Source organism: uncultured Aggregatibacter sp. (genome assembly GCF_901873365.1).
GTDB lineage: Bacteria > Pseudomonadota > Gammaproteobacteria > Enterobacterales > Pasteurellaceae > Aggregatibacter.
Window position 1 is genome coordinate 1 of the sequence record NZ_CABFLM010000082.1, and the last position, 18308, is coordinate 18308.

Annotated in this window: 18 protein-coding genes; 14 read left to right on the forward strand and 4 right to left on the reverse strand. The window is 43.0% G+C overall.

Annotation, left to right across the window (positions count from 1 at the left end; genetic code table 11):
- Window positions 1-157: 157 nt before the first annotated feature.
- The 7 genes from hybO (at window position 158) to hybG (ending at window position 6803) form a co-directional block, all read left to right on the forward strand.
- On the forward strand, window positions 158-1306 hold the full coding sequence (gene hybO, locus QZ106_RS07180; protein ID WP_295975988.1) for a hydrogenase 2 small subunit: 1149 nt from the start codon (window positions 158-160) through the stop codon (window positions 1304-1306).
- Window position 1307: 1 nt separating this feature from the next.
- Complete coding sequence (gene hybA, locus QZ106_RS07185; protein ID WP_109103798.1) at window positions 1308-2348, forward strand: hydrogenase 2 operon protein HybA; 1041 nt, start codon at window positions 1308-1310, stop codon at window positions 2346-2348.
- Entirely contained in the window at window positions 2341-3567 is a 1227-nt protein-coding gene (gene hybB / locus QZ106_RS07190) for a Ni/Fe-hydrogenase cytochrome b subunit (RefSeq protein ID WP_111294487.1), read from the forward strand. The genes hybA and hybB overlap by 8 nt, the downstream gene beginning before the upstream one ends.
- The gene (hybC, locus tag QZ106_RS07195; protein ID WP_295975990.1) at window positions 3567-5276 is read left to right on the forward strand and encodes a hydrogenase 2 large subunit; all 1710 of its coding nucleotides are present in this window, start codon (window positions 3567-3569) and stop codon (window positions 5274-5276) included. The genes hybB and hybC overlap by 1 nt, the downstream gene beginning before the upstream one ends.
- Complete coding sequence (locus QZ106_RS07200; RefSeq protein ID WP_295975991.1) at window positions 5276-5755, forward strand: HyaD/HybD family hydrogenase maturation endopeptidase; 480 nt, start codon at window positions 5276-5278, stop codon at window positions 5753-5755. The genes hybC and QZ106_RS07200 overlap by 1 nt, the downstream gene beginning before the upstream one ends.
- A 232-nt stretch (window positions 5756-5987) precedes the next feature.
- Window positions 5988-6497 carry a hydrogenase-2 assembly chaperone gene (hybE, locus tag QZ106_RS07205; RefSeq protein WP_295975993.1) on the forward strand — a complete coding sequence of 170 codons (510 nt, stop codon included), beginning with the start codon at window positions 5988-5990 and terminating at the stop codon, window positions 6495-6497.
- A 30-nt stretch (window positions 6498-6527) separates the two neighbouring features.
- On the forward strand, window positions 6528-6803 hold the full coding sequence (gene hybG / locus QZ106_RS07210; RefSeq protein ID WP_295975995.1) for a hydrogenase maturation factor HybG: 276 nt from the start codon (window positions 6528-6530) through the stop codon (window positions 6801-6803).
- 640 nt (window positions 6804-7443) lie between these two features.
- Here hybG and QZ106_RS07215 read toward each other — a convergent pair.
- The 4 genes from QZ106_RS07215 to QZ106_RS07230 form a co-directional block, all read right to left on the reverse strand.
- A complete protein-coding gene (locus tag QZ106_RS07215) occupies window positions 7444-8037 on the reverse strand; it encodes an FMN-dependent NADH-azoreductase (protein ID WP_295975997.1) in 594 nt (197 codons plus the stop codon).
- Between the two features lie 225 nt (window positions 8038-8262).
- Window positions 8263-8586, reverse strand: coding sequence for a zinc ribbon domain-containing protein YjdM (locus tag QZ106_RS07220; protein WP_295975999.1), 324 nt, complete (start codon window positions 8584-8586; stop codon window positions 8263-8265).
- Between the two features lie 93 nt (window positions 8587-8679).
- Window positions 8680-9543, reverse strand: a complete 864-nt coding sequence (locus tag QZ106_RS07225) for a DMT family transporter (RefSeq protein ID WP_295976001.1) — start codon at window positions 9541-9543, stop codon at window positions 8680-8682.
- A gap of 43 nt (window positions 9544-9586) precedes the next feature.
- Window positions 9587-10270 carry a TIGR01621 family pseudouridine synthase gene (locus tag QZ106_RS07230; protein ID WP_295976003.1) on the reverse strand — a complete coding sequence of 228 codons (684 nt, stop codon included), beginning with the start codon at window positions 10268-10270 and terminating at the stop codon, window positions 9587-9589.
- Between the two features lie 133 nt (window positions 10271-10403).
- On the opposite strand from QZ106_RS07230, the gene QZ106_RS07235 reads away from it, so the two are divergent.
- The 7 genes from QZ106_RS07235 to QZ106_RS07265 all read left to right on the forward strand — a co-directional run bounded on the left by QZ106_RS07235 (window position 10404) and on the right by QZ106_RS07265 (window position 18304).
- A complete protein-coding gene (locus QZ106_RS07235) occupies window positions 10404-11312 on the forward strand; it encodes a lysine exporter LysO family protein (protein WP_295976156.1) in 909 nt (302 codons plus the stop codon).
- Window positions 11313-11327: 15 nt separating this feature from the next.
- Window positions 11328-12785, forward strand: a complete 1458-nt coding sequence (gene cls / locus QZ106_RS07240; protein WP_295976005.1) for a cardiolipin synthase — start codon at window positions 11328-11330, stop codon at window positions 12783-12785.
- Window positions 12786-12875: 90 nt separating this feature from the next.
- On the forward strand, window positions 12876-13562 hold the full coding sequence (gene can / locus QZ106_RS07245; RefSeq protein WP_021615355.1) for a carbonate dehydratase: 687 nt from the start codon (window positions 12876-12878) through the stop codon (window positions 13560-13562).
- Between the two features lie 152 nt (window positions 13563-13714).
- The gene (locus tag QZ106_RS07250) at window positions 13715-15403 is read left to right on the forward strand and encodes an ABC transporter substrate-binding protein (protein WP_295976009.1); all 1689 of its coding nucleotides are present in this window, start codon (window positions 13715-13717) and stop codon (window positions 15401-15403) included.
- The gene (locus QZ106_RS07255) at window positions 15403-16368 is read left to right on the forward strand and encodes an ABC transporter permease subunit (protein ID WP_295976011.1); all 966 of its coding nucleotides are present in this window, start codon (window positions 15403-15405) and stop codon (window positions 16366-16368) included. The genes QZ106_RS07250 and QZ106_RS07255 overlap by 1 nt, the downstream gene beginning before the upstream one ends.
- Window positions 16358-17245, forward strand: coding sequence for an ABC transporter permease subunit (locus QZ106_RS07260; protein ID WP_295976012.1), 888 nt, complete (start codon window positions 16358-16360; stop codon window positions 17243-17245). The genes QZ106_RS07255 and QZ106_RS07260 overlap by 11 nt, the downstream gene beginning before the upstream one ends.
- A 6-nt stretch (window positions 17246-17251) precedes the next feature.
- Complete coding sequence (locus QZ106_RS07265; protein ID WP_295976013.1) at window positions 17252-18304, forward strand: oligopeptide/dipeptide ABC transporter ATP-binding protein; 1053 nt, start codon at window positions 17252-17254, stop codon at window positions 18302-18304.
- Window positions 18305-18308: the final 4 nt, after the last annotated feature.

The window sequence follows — 18308 nt, forward strand, 5'->3', positions numbered from 1 at the left end:
AGAATAGCTCTCAATTAATCTGTAAAAACAAAAGGTTACATCTTATATTCAGATAAAAAATAGGGATATTCTTGATGACGATCAAATAATGTTCCACCTTATGAGCATATCATAGCACCGATAACCATATATAAAATGTGTGAATTGGAGTGAATATATGCAACGAAGCGATGGATTATTTTCTGCCTTAGCCGATGTTTCCCGCCGGGATTTCATGAAATTATGTACCGCACTTGCGGCAACAATGGGGCTAAGTAGTAAAGCCGGTGCGCAAATGACAGAAGCCTTGATGGCGCCTGCTCGTCCGCCGGTGTTATGGATTGGTGCACAAGAGTGTACGGGATGTACTGAATCTCTGCTACGTGCCACCCACCCAACAGTAGAAAACTTGGTATTGGAAATGATTTCCTTAGAATACCACGAAACGCTTTCTGCAGCCTTTGGGGAACAAGCTGAAGATAACAAACACAACGCCATGCATAAATATTATGGCAAATATGTTTTAGTCGTCGATGGTTCCATTCCGGTGAAAGACGGTGGTGTTTATTGTATGGTCGCCGGGAAACCGATTGTAGAACACATTCAAGAAGCGGCAAAAGGTGCTGCAGCCATTATTGCCATCGGTTCTTGTGCAGCATGGGGCGGTGTGCCATCTAGTGGTGGTAACCCAACCGGTGCAAGCAGCTTATCCGAAGTGTTACCTAAAGGCACGCCGGTCATTAATATTCCGGGTTGCCCGCCAAATCCACACAACTTCCTTGCAACTGTCGCTTACATTCTGACTTATAAGAAATTGCCGGCAATGGACAAACTTAATCGTCCGCTATTCGCTTACGATCGCTTAATTCACGAAAACTGCTATCGCAGACCGCACTTTGATGCAGGCCGCTTTGCCAAAGAATACGGTGATTACGGTCATCGCAACGGTTGGTGTTTATACCATCTTGGCTGTAAAGGTCCGGAAACTTACGGTAACTGCTCTACTTTAGAATTCTGTGATGTCGGTGGTAATAACTGGCCGGTCGGTATTGGGCACCCTTGCTATGGTTGTAACGAAAAAGGTGTGGGCTTTACTAAAGGCATTTTCCAATTAGCCGGTGTAGAAAACCCAACACCACGCGTTGAAAAACCAGATGTCAATAACACCGAAGGTTCAGGTGCAACCATGACCGCTATTGGTTTATTAGGCGGTGCCGCGGCAATACTCGCCGGCGTGAGTGTGGTGACTTTACGCGAATTAAGCATTCAACATAAAGCCCGTGTCGAAGCCAACGCGGCAGAGAAAGAACAACATACAGGTAAATAACATGGATAGACGAAAATTTCTAAAAGCCGGTGTGCTTGGCGGAATTGCTTCCACCTTGCCTGTGTCGAGTGCACAGGCATCGGAAGTGGTTGAGCCTATTCCCGGTGCGCTTGGAATGCTTTACGACTCTACCCTTTGTGTAGGTTGTCAGGCATGCGTGGCTGAATGTCAAAACGTGAACCATACACCGGTGAATCCAAAAGGCGATCAGACTTGGTCAAATAACGACAAACTCACGCCGTTTACCCGCAACATCATTCAAGTTTGGAGCGATGGCGACGGTAAAAACAAAGACCAATCGGAAAATGGCTATGCTTACGTGAAAAAACAATGTATGCATTGCGTTGACCCAAACTGTGTTGCGGTTTGCCCAGTTCAAGCCCTTACCAAAGATCCCAAAACCGGTATCGTGAAATACGATCCTGACATTTGTACCGGTTGCCGTTATTGCATGGTAGGTTGTCCTTTTGATGTACCAAAATACGACTATGACAATCCATTCGGTGAAATCAGCAAATGTGAACTCTGTAACCAAAAAGGTGTTGAACGCCTAGATAAAGGCGAATTGCCGGGTTGTTGCCATGTTTGCCCAACGGGTGCCATTATTTTCGGTACAAGAGAAGAATTATTGGCGGAGGCCAAACGCCGTTTAAGTTTATTACGCGGTACTGAATACGATTACCCGCGTCAACACGTCAATAGTACGGATAAATACCGCGCTACCGTGCCGGCATATCAATACCATATTTACGGTGAAAAAGAAGGCGGCGGAACACAAGTCCTAGCCTTAAGTGGAGTACCATTTGAAAATCTTGGCCTACCACCTTTAGATGAAGTGGCAACGGGAAGTCGTGCAGCGCATTTACAACATTTCTTGTATCGTGGTTTAGCGTTGCCGTTAGTGGCACTTGCCGGTCTTACCTTTATGACTTACAAAAATATGCATGGCGATAAAATTGCCGAGCGTATTGCAGCACAAAAAGAAGCCATGCGTCAGGCACGCAAGGAAATTGAAGAAGCGGAGGATGAGCATCATGAGTAATCCACGTCCGGTGGGCGGTCGCCTTGTTTCTGCCGCAATTCTCTTTTTTGCACCACTTGCCGTACTTTGCGTTTTATTAATTTTAAAACGTTTGGTTTTCGGTATCGGTTCCGTGACCGCACTTAATGGCGGTTATCCTTGGGGTTTATGGATTGCCTTTGACTTGCTTGTCGGTACAGGTTTTGCCTGTGGCGGTTGGGCATTAGCTTGGACTGTGTATATTTTCAATAAAGGGAAATATCACGCTCTTGTGCGCCCGGCATTGCTTGCCAGTCTCTTCGGCTATTCCCTTGGCGGTTTGTCCATTACCATTGATATGGGACGTTATTGGCATTTACCCTACTTCTACGTTCCGGGACAGTTCAATACCAATTCCGTGCTGTTTGAAACAGCATTTTGTATGACGGTGTATATCATTGTTGTCACCTTAGAATTTGCACCGGTGTGGCTTGGTTTCCTTGGTTTGAAGAAATGGTTTAATAAACTCAATAAAATCATGTTCTTCATTATTGCGTTGGGTGCCTTATTGCCAATGATGCACCAATCTTCAATGGGTTCCTTGATGATTGTAGCGGGACACAAAGTTCATCCGGTATGGCAAAGCTATGAAGTGTTACCGATTCTCTCCTTGCTTACTGCTTTCATTATGGGCTTCTCTATTGTGATTTTTGAGGGTTCTTTAGTTAAAGCGGGTCTTGCAGGAAAAACACCGGATGAACGTCATTTATTTACTCAATTAGCACGCGTTACCGCAGGATTAATTTTCTGTTTCTTAGCAGTGCGTTTTGGTGAGTTGATTTATCACGACAAACTGCAAATGGTTGTGGGTTTCGATAAATTAACTAAATTTGAAGCATGGATGTTCTGGATGGAAGTCTGGTTGATGGTATTACCGTTACTTACCCTCTTCCTCGGAGAGAAAAAATCAGATTCCCGTTGGTTATTTATTTCGGCATTAAGCATGTTACTCGGTGCAGCATTATGGCGTATGAACTACTCGCTTATCATGTATAATCCGGGCAACGGCTATCAGTATTTCCCATCTGCGGAGGAATTGCTTATTTCAATCGGCTTCGTTTCTATTGAAGTATGTGCCTATATTTTAATCATTCGTTTATTCCCTGTATTACCGGTATTTAAAGAAAAACATACCGAAGACTCAGAAAAAATTATTGCCGAAAAAGCGGCATTCAGCAAAAAAGTTAGCGGAGCAGAATAATGTCAGAAAAAAAACGTATCTCAATTGACCCAATTACCCGTATTGAGGGGCATTTACGTATTGATTGCGAAATTGAAAACGGCGTCGTCACCAATGCTTGGTCATCCGGTACCATGTGGCGCGGTATGGAAAATATCGTAAAAGGTGCCGATCCACGTGATGCATGGATGATTATGCAACGTATCTGTGGCGTATGTACCACAGTACACGCGATTATCAGCGTGCGTGCCGTAGAAGATGCCATCGGCGCTAAAGTGCCGGTGAACGCACAATATATTCGTAACATGATTCTTGCCGCACACACGATTCATGATCATATTGTGCATTTCTATCAACTCTCCGCCATGGACTGGGTAGATATCACTTCTGCCTTAAAAGCAGATCCGGAAAAAGCGGCTGATATGCTAAAAGGTGTCTCTACATGGTCATTAAACAGTGCCAATGAATTCCGCAATGTACAGAAAAAAATTCAAGCATTAGTAGATAGCGGACAACTTGGTATTTTTGCCAACGGCTATTTCGGTCATGCTGCAATGAAGTTGCCACCGGAAGTAAACCTTATTGCTGTGGCGCACTATTTACAGGCTCTTGAATGTCAACGTGATGCTAACCGTGTAGTAGCATTGCTCGGTAGTAAAACACCACACATTCAAAACTTGGCTATCGGTGGTGTGGCAAACCCAATTAATTTGGATTCACAAGCCGTACTTAACCATGAACGCCTCATGTTTGTGAAAGCCTGTATTGATCGTTTAGGCGACTTTATCAACCAAGTTTATAAAATCGATGCAGCTGTATTTGCGGCTTTCTATCCGGAATGGTTCAGCCTCGGTAAGACATCCGGCAACTACTTAGCCGTACCGGAATACCCGATTGATGCGGACAATTCTAAATTCATGTTGAAAGGTGGTTATGTAGAAAATGGTGATTTATCCACCATCCGCGTCATTGACCAACAAAAAGACGAATTTGTCGTAAAAGGCATTAAAGAAAGCGGTAAACACGCTTGGTATGAAGACGATGAGCCATTAGAGCCTTGGGCGGGTTTAACTCGTCCAAAATACACAGGCTGGCAAGACGACGGTAAATATTCTTGGGTAAAAGCACCAACGTTCTACGGCAAAGTTGTGGAAGTGGGGCCTCTCGCCTATTTAATCTGCGGATTAGCCTCTAATGACAAACCAACCGTTAAACATTTTAACGAAGTAAAAGACATTTACGAAAAATTAACCGGCAACACGTTAGCCACCGAGCAATTACACTCTACCCTTGGACGCATTATCGGTCGTACCGTACACTGCTGTACGCTAAATGACGTTTTAGGTACGCAATGGCAAATGCTCATTGATAACATTGCGAAAGGCGATACTACCGCTTATATCAAAACTGATATTCCGGCAAGCGGTGAATTCCGCGGTGTCGGTTTCGGTGAAGTACCACGCGGTATGCTTTCTCACTGGGTGGTGATCAAAGACGGTCGCATTGAAAACTATCAAGCAGTTGTACCATCTACATGGAATGCCGGTCCGCGTAATGAACAAGACCAAATGGGCCCTTATGAACTTTCCATTATTGGTACACCGGTGGCAGATCCAACTAAACCATTGGAAGTGGTTCGAACCATTCACTCTTTCGACCCTTGTATGTCTTGTGCCGTGCACGTAGTTAATACCGAAAATGGTGAAGTGACTGAAGTGAAGGTGTTGTAATGAAGCCATTAATTCTTGGCGTCGGCAATATTTTGTTAAGCGATGAAGGTGTCGGTGTGCGCGTGGTGCAGGAGCTTGAAAAACGCCCTGAAATTCAACCGCACTTTGACATCATCGATGGTGGCACTTGTGGCATGGAATTACTGGATGCGATGGCAAACCGCGAGCATTTGATTATTGTCGATGCCGTGCTTGCTAACAAACAGCCAGGCGAGATTATCGTGTTGCATGACGAACAAGTGCCTACCTTTTTCTCACGCAAAATCTCGCCACACCAACTCGGCATTTGTGATGTACTTTCCGCTCTCAAACTGACGGATGAATTTCCACAAAATCTTTGTCTCATCGGTATCCAGCCGGAATCATTAGAATCCGGAATTGGCTTGACGGAAACGATACAAAAAACATTACCGAATGTTTTTGTAGCCTTGAATCAAGTGATTACTGAATATGGTTTGAATCTAGACTCTCCTCTTTAGAAAAGAGGGACGGGGGAGATTTGACTTAATTAATAGAGACAAGTGTTAAATCTCCCCTAACCCCTCTTTACGAAAGAGGGGAACTTTCTTTAAAGTTTCGCTTGCTATGCTTTAATCTTATTGATATTGACAAACAACCCCTGATAGCGCGTCTCTCTGATACGTGCTTATTTTATTAATACTTCTGGCACACGTTATAGAACGCACGCCACTATTTTGTGAAAAGTTAACCATGTACCGACACGAAAAAACATCTGAAAATTCGACCGCACTTTTAAACTCTGTTTCTGGCTTTGAAGAAAATCCAACGGAGATTTTCCTTGCCAAAATGCAAAAAATTATTCCTGAAATGCAAGATCTCCCTTTCTTTCATAAAGGCATCGAGTGTTTCTGCCCTAAATTTGTTTTATTTGAAGATCAATGGATCGGCTCAGTGTTAACCCCATGGATGATTAGCGTCGTTATTCTGCCGGGCCCGCAACAAACGTGGGAACCGCGAGAGTTAGGGGATAAAATCACCGTTCAACTGCCTTACAAAGCCCTTACTTTCACAGTCAGTGGCATTGAAACAGTACCACAATATTTAAGCTGTTCCTTGCACTCCCCGCTTGATCCGAATCTTACCAATGAACAAGCCATCCAACTGACACAGGATTGCCTACGCATGATTTTATCCATGCCGACCAAACAAGCGACGTTTGATCCAGATCGCCGCAATTTATTTAAAGCAATGGTAAAATAAGCGAAAATTTTTAATCGGAGTAAATGAATTATGTGTTTAGGTGTGCCCGGTCAAATTGTCAAAATCGGCGACAGCGCATTACAACTTGCCACCGTGAATGTTTGCGGTGTGCAACGTGATGTGAATATTTCCCTTATCTGCAGTGATGACCCCAAACCTCTGCTTGGCAAATGGGTTCTCGTCCATGTTGGTTTCGCGATGAGCATCATTGATGAAGAAGAAGCCAAACAAACCCAAGAAGCCCTTCTTGCTATGAGTCAGCTGGAACATGAAGTGGGTGATTTTAGGGGATTGAATCAGGAGTGATTTAAGGGAAAGTGCGGTTGGGATTTTGAGTGTTTTTTAAAGTGAAAAATGGTTAGGAATTTGACCGCACTTTGTTAATCAATTAAAGAAGACCAAATCAGATAGCGCGCGTCTCCCGACGCGTGCTTGTAACTCCCTCCTACTGGCGCAAGCGTCCTTCGCTTGTGCTTTTTGATTTCTACAAATATATATTTTCAGCACAAGCGTGGACGCTTGCGCTATCGTATGGTCGTGTATCAAGAAGCGAACGCCATTTATAAGTTAATCCATATTAAAAATCCACCGCACTTTTTTAGTGCGGTGGATTTATTCTCTCTTTTTTAGATTTCGTGCAACAAGTTGCACGCTACGGTGATTTTTTCGTTTTTGTAGCGTGCATCTTGATGCACGAAGGGTTTTTAACCTCTCAATACCTCCCGCTGGCGCAAGCGTCCTTCGCTTGTGCCTTTTTGATTTCCTCAAATATATATTTTCAGCACAAGCGTGGACGCTTGCGCTATCGTATGGGTCGTGTATCAAGAAGCGAACGCTATTTATAAGTTAATCCATATTAAAAATCCACCGCACTTTTTTTAGTACGGTGGATTTTTCCTCTTTTTTAGATTTCGTGCAACAAGTTGCACGCTACGTTTTTTACTGATTAAAGTGCGGTCGCGATTTTATCAATTTCGGCTTTGGCGTGTGCCTGTGCTTTGGCAATCGAATCAGCGCCCAAGCCAATGCCTTCTGAATAAACGAATTGTACGTCGGTAATGCCAACAAAACCTAAAATGGTTTTTATGTATGCCGTAACATGATCCGTTGGTTGATTTTGATGGAAGCCACCAAATGCAGATAACACAATGGCTTTTTTACCTTTTAATAAACCTTCCGGGCCGTTTTCGGTATATTGAAATGTTACACGTGGACGCGCGATAAAATCAAAATAGCTTTTTAATTGTGTCGGGATGTTGAAATTATACATCGGCGCATTGATCACTACGATATCTGCCTTTTGAATTTCCGCCACCAATTCATCAGATAACGCCAATAAGGCATTTTCAGCTTCTGTACTTGGTTGACCACGAACGGCTGTGGCTGCCGTTGCATCAAAATGCGGTAATGCGTTTTTAGCAAGATCACGCACAACAATATTATTGTTATCGCCAAGCTTGCTAACCAAATAATCGGACAATTGATTGGTTTGTGAATTGTCTGCCAAAATACTGGATTTTAATACAAGAATATTGCGCATATTTTTTCCTCTTGAAATAGTGAATAAAAAGTGCGGTCATTTTAATGGGTATTTTCGAAAGATAAATAGGGCTTTTAGAAAAGCATTATTCATGATCCGTTAATAATCCGAATGACAATTTAAACGCTATCATTCCTTCATTTATCACGAAAACTCACCGCACTTTTAAAAGGATAGCGACCCTAAAAGATGACATCACACTATCGTGCTTAGCTCACCATTGGCTTATGCCTTTTTCAAAAACTCTGATTTCAGCATAATTTTGCCGCAATCCACGTTGTGATCGCCGCGGGCGAGGCTGATGCCTTTAAATTTAGTGCCTTTCTTTAATACTTCGGAAGATCCTTTAAGTTTTAAATCTTTGATGAGCAGCACATCGTCACCATCGGCGAGGAGATTGCCGTTACTGTCTTTGACGATGAGTTGATCGTCATCATGCTCCTCGGCTTCATTGCCGGTCCATTCATGGCCGCAGTCCGGGCAGACAAATTGGATGGAATCGTGATACGTATTTTCGCCTTTGCAAGATGGGCAAATTGGATAGTCCATGTGTTTCCTCATTATTTAACAGTAGAATAAAAATTGAAATGCGCGCTATTGTAACGGAACAACACGCATTTTGGGGAATTATTTAGCCCTGTTTTATCTGCGTATTTTTGCCAATAGGCTAACGGAAACAATAATGACCAACGAACCGATCCAGAAATTAAGCGTCGGCACGTTGTGCCAGAACAACCAGTCGCAAATGCTGGAGAAAATCACGCCGGTGAAAGCAAATGGTGTGATGACATTGGCCGGAGCATATTTGAAAGCGCGGGTCAGCAATAATTGGAAAATCAGGCCGAAACCGCCTACCAATAATAAAAGTACAAAACCCTGTGCGGAGGGGATTGTCCATTGTGTGGCGAAAAATAGCGGTAACAAAAGGGAACCCAATAAATGGAAGTAAAACACGATATTTTTCGGCGAATTGTGCTTGTTGAGCTCTTGTAGGCTAATAAATGCCATGGCGGCGAGAAATGCCGCGCCCAAGGCATAACCGATGTGTTGTAGTTCAAAATGCTTGGAAGAATCCGTCAGCATGATAATGGAGACGCCCGCAAAACCAAGGAAGCTACACGCCAGCACTTTTAGCGGGGTTCTTGTTCGTAACACAAACAACAATAAAGGGACAAATAACGCCGAGGTATTCATCAATAACACGGCGATAGAAATCGGTAAGTATTTGATGGCGTAGAACGTCAGCAACATACTGGCAATGCCTGCTAGGTTACGCATAACAAGAAACGGCCATTGGCTGAGTTCGACCTTAAAATCACCGTCACGAATCATAAACGGCAATAAAAAAATAAAGCCGATCAAAAAGCGGGAAAATAAAATTTCGCTGGATGGCAATTCATCGGAAGCATATTTTACAAATACGCCCATTAAAGCGATGCTGATATAAGCCAACACCATACAGATAATGGCTTTTTGATATGAAGTGGCAGTGAGTTTTTTCGACATGAAGACGTCCTCGCGATGATGGCTTAAAAGTGCGGGCAGATTTTCAAACGTTTTTTTCCTTATTGGTATGAACAACGGTTTCGATAGTTGCCCAAAAACGTTGAAAAAACTCACCGCACTTTTCTCTCTCTTGAAATTCGGGGCTGGTGCTAATTTGAACCGCCTTTCCGAAATAGTCAAATGATAATTGATAGGCGTGCAAATAGGTGCGGTCCGCCACCTCTCCGCCATATAATTCGTCACCTAAAATCGGACTCCCCAAACTTTTCATGGCAACGCGAATCTGATGGGTTTTACCGGTTTTAGGATACAGAATGAATAAACGCAAATTCGGTGCCAAGCTGTGTGAAACAAAATCGGTAATGGCGGGATTTTCTTTGCTTTGACAGAGTTTCCACGCACCACGACGGGCTTTTTGCATATCGCCGCTAATTCTGCCCTGCTTTTTCTTCGGTTTTTGGGTGGCTAGCGCTAAATAGGTTTTCTGAATCTGATGTTCGGCGAACTTACGCGACAACGTCATAGCCGCCTTTTCGTTTAGTGCCAATATCAACAAGCCGGACGTCACTTTGTCCAAACGATGAACCAACCAAACCTGCGGCACGCCCAATTGCTGCGCCACAAGCCGAGTTAACCCCACATCGGCATCATCTTTATGTACGCTTATTCCGTTAGGTTTATTTATTACAATAAAATCAGGATGTTGGAATACAATTTGAAATGTCATGACAGAAAAACCTCAAGAAATGATGCGCTGAATGATACCATGAAAGCAACGGCGGAAACTGCCTGCAATTAGGTGAGAAAACAGAAAAGTGCTATACTTCCCGCACTATACTCGTTTCATGCTGTCGTCAATTATGTTGGAAAGTTTGCTCATTATTTTAGTGCCGATGCTTATCGGCTACGCCTTTAAAATCAAAAATACAAAAATATTACAACAATTTGGCAAAATCACCATGCTACTGTTGTATATAATCTTGTTCATTATGGGCGTGTCCCTTGGGCAATTAGATAATTTGGCACAGCAATTGCCACAAATTGGTGTGTATGCCCTGACATTTATTGTTTTCATTCAAGGGCTAACCTTTCTCGGTTTATTTATCTATGACAAACTTTCCCCACTGCCTTTAACTAAAACAACGGAAAAAATGCCCTCCCGTTGGCGGATTGTGTTGGATTCGTTGAAATTATGTCTGGTAGTGATTGTTGGCTTTTTTATCGGGTTATGGGGCAAAGGTTGGGTGAGCCTGCCGTTTGGTTCCAGCACTTATGTGTTAGTCGTGTTGATTTTTTGCGTCGGTATACAATTACGCAATAACGGTATTTCTATTCGTTCCGTGTTTTTTAATCAACGCGGCATGATAACCGGTGCCATTTTTGTTTTAACGTCACTCCTTGGTGGCATTATCGGTGCGCAAGTGCTCAATGTCCCCATCGTGCAAGGGCTCGCGGTGTCTTCAGGGTTAGGCTGGTATTCCCTTTCCAGTGTCACCTTAAACAACGCATGGGGACCGATTTGGGGTAGCATTGCGTTTTTTAATGATTTATCCCGTGAATTGATGAGTTTATTTATTGTGCCGTTATTTATGCAACATTACCGCTCCACCGCAATAGGCTACACAGGTGCCACCGCCATTGATTGCACGTTGCCGATCATTCAAAAAGCCGGTGGCGTGGAAGTCTTACCATTGGCGTTTAGTTTTGGCTTTATTACCAATATTGCACCGCCTATTTTATTGGTCTTTTTTACCTCGGTTCCTTTATAGGGTTTTCATTTTTTTATGACAATTGAACAAATTCTCGCTTATATCATCCCCATTTTGGTTTGGATAGTCACCATCACCATCACCTTACGCTTAGTAATAAAAAAACAATCTGTCCCGACCATGCTCTCATGGTTGATTGTCATTTATGTGTTTCCTGTGGTGGGCATTATCGCCTATTTAATTTTTGGTGAAATCAATCTCGGCAAGCACCGGGCTGCCATGTTTGAGCAACTCAAGCCTAAATACATGGATTGGTTCAAACACCTTTCTCATTGTGATAATTTGATCAATACGCAAACCAACCTGCTCTACCGCCCGATTTTTGATCTTGCCAATCAACGCCTTGGCGTGCCTTGTCTTTTAGGCAATGAATTGCATATTTTGGATACGCCCGAAAGCATTATGCGAAGCATCATTCATGACATCAATCAGGCAGAAAAATCCATTAATATGGTGTTCTATATTTGGTCTGCTCAAGGCTTGGTAAATGAGGTAACACAGGCATTAATCAACGCTCGACAACGTGGCGTGGCAATTCATATATTGTTGGACTCGGTAGGCAGCCGCCCTTTCTTAAAAAGCGCCGAATGCCAAGCCATGCGTAATAACGGCATTGAAGTGACGGAAACCTTGCACGTGAATTTATTCCGTATGTTCTTTAATCGCATTGATTTACGCCAGCATCGCAAGATTATTGTCATCGACAATCAAATTTCTTACACCGGCAGTATGAACATGGTAGATCCGAAATTCTTCAAGAAAAATAGCAATGTTGGCGAATGGATTGACATTATGGTGCGCATTAACGGCCCGGTATCTTCGGTGCTAAACGGCTTACACGCATGGGATTGGGAAATTGAAACCGGAGCCAAACTTCCGTTAGATGTGCCTGATTGCCCGCTTTTGCCGTTGGAACAAAACAACTCTCATGCAGTACAAATTCTCGCCACCGGTCCTTGTTTTCCTGATGATTTAATGGCGCAATCACTGTCGATTGCGATTTTCTCGGCGCGTAAAAGCATTGTGATCACTTCGCCTTATTTTGTGCCAAGCCATAATATTGCGGAAGCTTTGCGTATTGCGGCTTTACGTGGTGTGGAAGTTTCCATCATTCTACCCAAAGAAAACGACTCCCTCATGGTGCATTGGGCAAGTCGTACCTTCTTCGATGACTTACTCGCTGCCGGCGTGAAAATTTATAATTTCAACAAGGGTTTACTGCATACCAAAAGTATGTTGATCGACAACCGATTGGCATTGGTCGGCACCGTGAACATGGATATGCGCAGTTTCCTGCTGAATTTTGAAGTCACCATGGTGGTGGAAGATCCGGCATTTGCGAACGAAATTTCTTTATTACATGAAAGTTATATTAAAAACTCGGAATTAGTCGATTATGTTACATGGAGCACGCGCTCCGTTTATCAGCGTATCATCGAAAAGCTCTTTTTCTTATTTAGCCCGCTTTTGTAAATATCGCGTCCAATATCACTTTATTCCGTCACCACGCATAATCTGCGCTATACTAAGCGCCTCTTTTGAGAAACAGGAGAAGAAAAAAGAATGAAAAGAATAGAACAACTCTTTGCAAACAACTATCAATGGGCGACACAAATGAAAGAGGAAAAATCCACCTACTTTCAAGAACTGGCCGAACATCAACAACCGCACTATTTATGGATTGGCTGTTCAGACAGCCGTGTGCCGGCAGAAAAATTAACCAACCTAGAACCCGGCGAACTCTTCGTACACCGCAATGTGGCAAACCAAGTCATTCACACGGATTTCAACTGCTTATCCGTTGTGCAATATGCGGTCGATGTTTTAAATATCGAGCATATCATCATTTGTGGGCATACCAATTGTGGTGGGATCCATGCGGCCATGAATGATCAAGATTTAGGATTAATTAACAACTGGTTATTACATATTCGTGACATTTGGTTTAAACACAGCCATTTACTGGGTAATTTATCACCGGAACGCCGAGCCGATATGCTCACAAAACTAAACGTGGCAGAACAAGTCTATAACCTCGGAAGAACATCCATCATTAAAAATGCGTGGAAAAGCGGGAAAAAACTGTCCTTGCACGGTTGGGTATATGACGTAAATGATGGATTTTTAGTGGATCAAGGCGTCATTGCCACCAGCCGAGAATCCTTAGAGATTTCCTACCGTAATGCCATTTCGCGATTACTCAAATTAAATGAAGATGAAATGCTGAAAAAGCAGCATGAACAAGAATAATCTCTGATTGGGCGGTCTTAGCACGGCTTAAAGTGCGGTCATTTTTCGAGGCAAATCGTGGCAAATTTCAAGAACGGGCATATTCGCTAGAATATCCCCGGAATATAGCTTAAAATTTAACGTTTATTTTCATCTTTTAACTCATGTTTATTATGCGGTATAAAAAACTCGTTATGTCTGTTTGTTGGTTCGCGTTTATGGTGAATACGGTTGTTGCCGCACCGCGCGTGCCTGAAGAACTGACGGATAACGGATTAATTTATTGCACTCACGCTTCCGGTTTTTCCTTCAATCCGCAAACCTCGGATGCCGGCACAAGCATGAATGTGGTAACTGAACAGATTTATAATAAACTTTTCGAGATATCCAATACGGCGATTCCAACGCCCATTTTGGCACAATCTTATTCTATTTCACCTGATGGCAAGATTATTACGATTTATCTGCGCAAAGGCATTAAATTTCATCATACCGATTGGTTTAAACCGACCCGTGATTTTAATGCCGATGATGTGGTGTTTTCATTAAATCGTGTGCTGGGCTATGAAACCTATTTGCCAACGCTGGAACAAAGTGCGGTGGATTATAAAAATCCGCAATATCGCATTTTTCATGAACAAGCGAAAAAAGTGCGTTTTCCTTATTTTGAAAGCATTAAGTTAAATCAAAAAATCGAATCGGTGAAAGCGTTAAATCCGCACACAGTGCAAATTACCTTATTTAAGCCGGATGCCTCCATTTTGTCTCACTTAGCCAGCCAATATGCCATCATTTTCTCGCAAGAATATGCTGTGCAACTTAATGCGGACGATAATTTAGTGCAACTTGATTTATTACCGGTCGGCACCGGCCCGTATAAAGTCAAAAATTATTTCCGGAATCAATATGTGCGGTTAGAAAAAAACGAGGATTATTGGAAAAAAGACGCCAAAATTAAAAATATTATTATTGATTTATCCACGGATCGTACTGGGCGCTTGGTAAAATTTTTTAATGGCGAATGCCAAATTGCGTCCTATCCTGAAGTCAGCCAATTAGGTTTATTGAAGGAAAACGACAAACGCTATTATGTCAAAAGTGCGGAGGGCATGAATTTAGCCTATTTAGCCTTTAATTTTCAAAATGCTGTCATTCAAGATGAACAGGTTCGCCGTGCTATCGCACAAGCCATTAATCGCCAACGCATTATCAAAACCATTTATCACAATACGGCAACTGTGGCGAATAACATTATTCCGAATATTTCTTGGGCATCCAGCGTAAATACGCCGGATTTTGCTTATGATTTTAATCCGAGCGAAGCCAAGAAAGTCTTACAAGATAAACAGCTCCATTTGAATATGTGGGTGTTAAATGAAGAGCAGGTTTACAATCCGGCGCCACTGAAAACTGCAGAATTGATTAAAGAAGATTTAAATAACGTTGGGGTGAACGTAACGATTCGTTCAGTAACGCGGACTTTTCTCATCGACCAGCTGAATAAAAAATCAGAAAACTACGACATGATTTTAACCGGTTGGTTAGCCGGAAACCTCGACCCTGATAGCTTTATGCGACCTATCTTAAGCTGTAACTCGGCCAGTGAAATGACGAACCTCTCCAATTGGTGTGATGAAGATTTTGATCAGTTGATGGATAAAGCATTAGACAGCCCTAATTTATGGGAGCGTGCCCACGCCTATAATCAAGCACAAGAACTTATTCTCTCCAAGCTGCCGATTGTCCCATTGGCGAATATGAAGCGGGTGCTGGTGGTAAATTCACGTGTTCGCCATATTGAAATGAATCCTTTCGGCAGTTTAAATTTCTCGACATTATCATTGCGTAAAGGAGAGAAATAATGTTGCATTCTTTTCTTCGACAAGGTGTTTTCCTGCTGTTAACGGCGTTTATGCTCTCTTTGCTAAGTTATGTGATTTTGATGCAAGATCCATTGAATGCCGAACTGGCTACGCCACACTTTTATCAGGGGTATATTCACTATTTAAACCGTCTTATGCACGGCGACCTTGGCATCAGTTATAACGGCGGTGATCCATTAAAATCCACCATTCTTACGGTGTTGCCGCCCACACTTGAGTTATGTTGTTGTGCGATTTTATTGGCCGTTATTTTTGGCATTCCCCTTGGGATACTGGGCGCTGCCTATCAAACGCATTTTATTGGAAAAACGATCCGCACTTTATCGGCTATTGGCACCGCCTTGCCGGTATTTTGGATAGCACCGATCTTATTGTATTTCTCCGCCATTAACGCTTGGCAAATTTCCGCCATCGGGCAATATAACCTCCTCTATGAAATCAAACTGCTGACCGGTTTCCCTCTGATTGATGTCTGGTTTGTTGATGCTCCGTATCGCATTAAAATGATTCAAAACGTCTTACAACATTTGGCACTGCCAACGTTAGTTCTCAGCATTTTACCTATGATGGAAATCGTACGTTTGGTGCAACAACGTGCCGAAATCGTGCTTCAACAAAATTATGTTAAAATCGTCACTACTCGGGGTTGGTCAAAATTGACCATATTGCGCAAATATGTGTTGCGTAATACGTTGCCCTTACTCATTCCACAAATGACTCGCCTGTTCACCTTGATCATCACGCAATGTATGCTGGTTGAAAATACCCTCGGTTGGCCGGGCATTGGGCGTTGGCTAATTGATGCGGTCACACAACAGGATTACAACAGCATTTCTGCCGGTATAATTACTATCGGGCTTTGTATTATTTTTATCAAAATTCTTTCGGAAACGCTTATTTTCATTGCTGATCCGTTAAATAAGAAGGGATGGTATGCGAAGTAAAGATCCAAAAGACTTTCGTGAAACGGGCACACTAAAACACATTTGGTCACTGTTCCGCCAAGATCGCATTGCGCTCTTTAGTTTCTACGCACTTTTGTTATTAATTTCGACCGCACTTTTGAGCCCGTTCATTGCGCCTTATTCTGCAGAGACGCAATTTATCGGACGAGAATTAATGCCACCCTCTTGGGCGGCAAACGGAGAAATCGCCTACTTCCTCGGCACAGACGATATTGGTCGCGATGTGCTAAGCCGTATTATCGTTGGAAGTACTTATACTGTGGGGGCATCACTCATTGTGATGATCACAACGGCAATTCTTGGCGGCGGATTAGGCATTTGGGCAGGGATGTCACAAGGAATACAATCACGCATTTTAGGCCATTTATTAGATACGTTTCTTACCATTCCCGTCCTTCTCGTCGCCATTATTATTGCGACATTAATGGAACCCGGTTTGCTCAATGCGATGCTTGCCATTACCTTAGCGCTACTGCCGTATTTTGTGCATGAAATTTACCGCAGTATTCAACTAGAATTAAAAAAAGAATATGTCTTAATGTTACGCTTAGACGGCATCTCAAAATGGGCTTTATTGAAAAGCACGATCTTGCCAAATATCGCCGTGCAATACATTCAAGAAACCTCTCGCGTCTTCACGATCGCCATTTTGGATATTAGCGCCTTAAGCTTTATCGCCTTGGGTGCTCAACGCCCGGCACCAGAATGGGGCGCAATGATCCGCGATTCTTTAGAATTGATTTATTTAGCACCATGGACGGTACTCCTTCCCGGTTTTGCGATTATTTTCAGTATTTTAATTGGCTTGATGTTTTCTAACGGATTATGTCGTGCCATTAGCAAATATTACGAGTAGGTCATTATGGTTCTTTTGGATATTCGCAATCTTCGGATTGATATTAAAACGTCAAACGGATTAATTCGCATCGTTGATAACGTCAGTTTCACACTGAACGAGGGCGAAATTTGTGGCTTAGTGGGTGAATCCGGCTCCGGCAAAAGCTTAATTGCCAAAGTCATTTGCAATGCCTTTAAAGATTCCTGGATTGTTACCGCCGATCGTTTCCGTTTTAACGACGTTGAACTGCTCAAACTCACGCCGACCCAACGCCGCCAAATTGTGGGCAAAGAAATTTCCATGGTTTTCCAAGATCCGCTCACCTGCCTCGATCCAAGCCAAAAAATCGGCAAGCAGCTGATTCAAAACATTCCGGGATGGACGTTCAAAGGGCATTGGTGGCAACGTTTATTCGGTTGGCGAAAACGCCGCGCTATAGAATTATTGCACCGTGTCGGCATTAAAGAACACAAAGACATCATGCGCAGTTATCCCCATGAGTTAACCGAAGGGGAAGGACAAAAAGTGATGATTGCCATTGCTGTGGCAAATCAACCGCGCTTGCTCATTGCTGATGAACCGGCCAATTCCGTGGAATCCATTACGCGCGTACAAATTTTCAAGCTATTATCCAGCATGAATCAAAACCAAGGCACATCCATTCTACTGGCCAGCAATGACATCAACAGCATTAGCGAATGGTGTGATGCGTTTGTGGTGCTTTACTGTGGGCAAAATTCAGAGTCCGGCCCCCGAGAAGCGATTTTAGAGAATCCTCATCATCCCTACACACAAGCGTTGCTACATTCGATCCCCGATTTTACGCAGCCGCTGCCTTTTAAGAGCCAGTTAGGCACGTTAAAAGGCTCGGTTCCGCTACTTGAAGAAATGCCGCTGGGTTGCCGCCTTGGTCCACGTTGTCCTTTTGCGCAAAAAAAATGTATTACGAAACCGACCGCACTTCGGGTGAAACAACATGAATTTTATTGCCACTTTCCGATTAATTTACGGGAAAAGAAAATAAAAGAAGCCGAAGTGCCGCAGCCATTAACGCTCAGCAATGACACGCAGGAATAAAAGA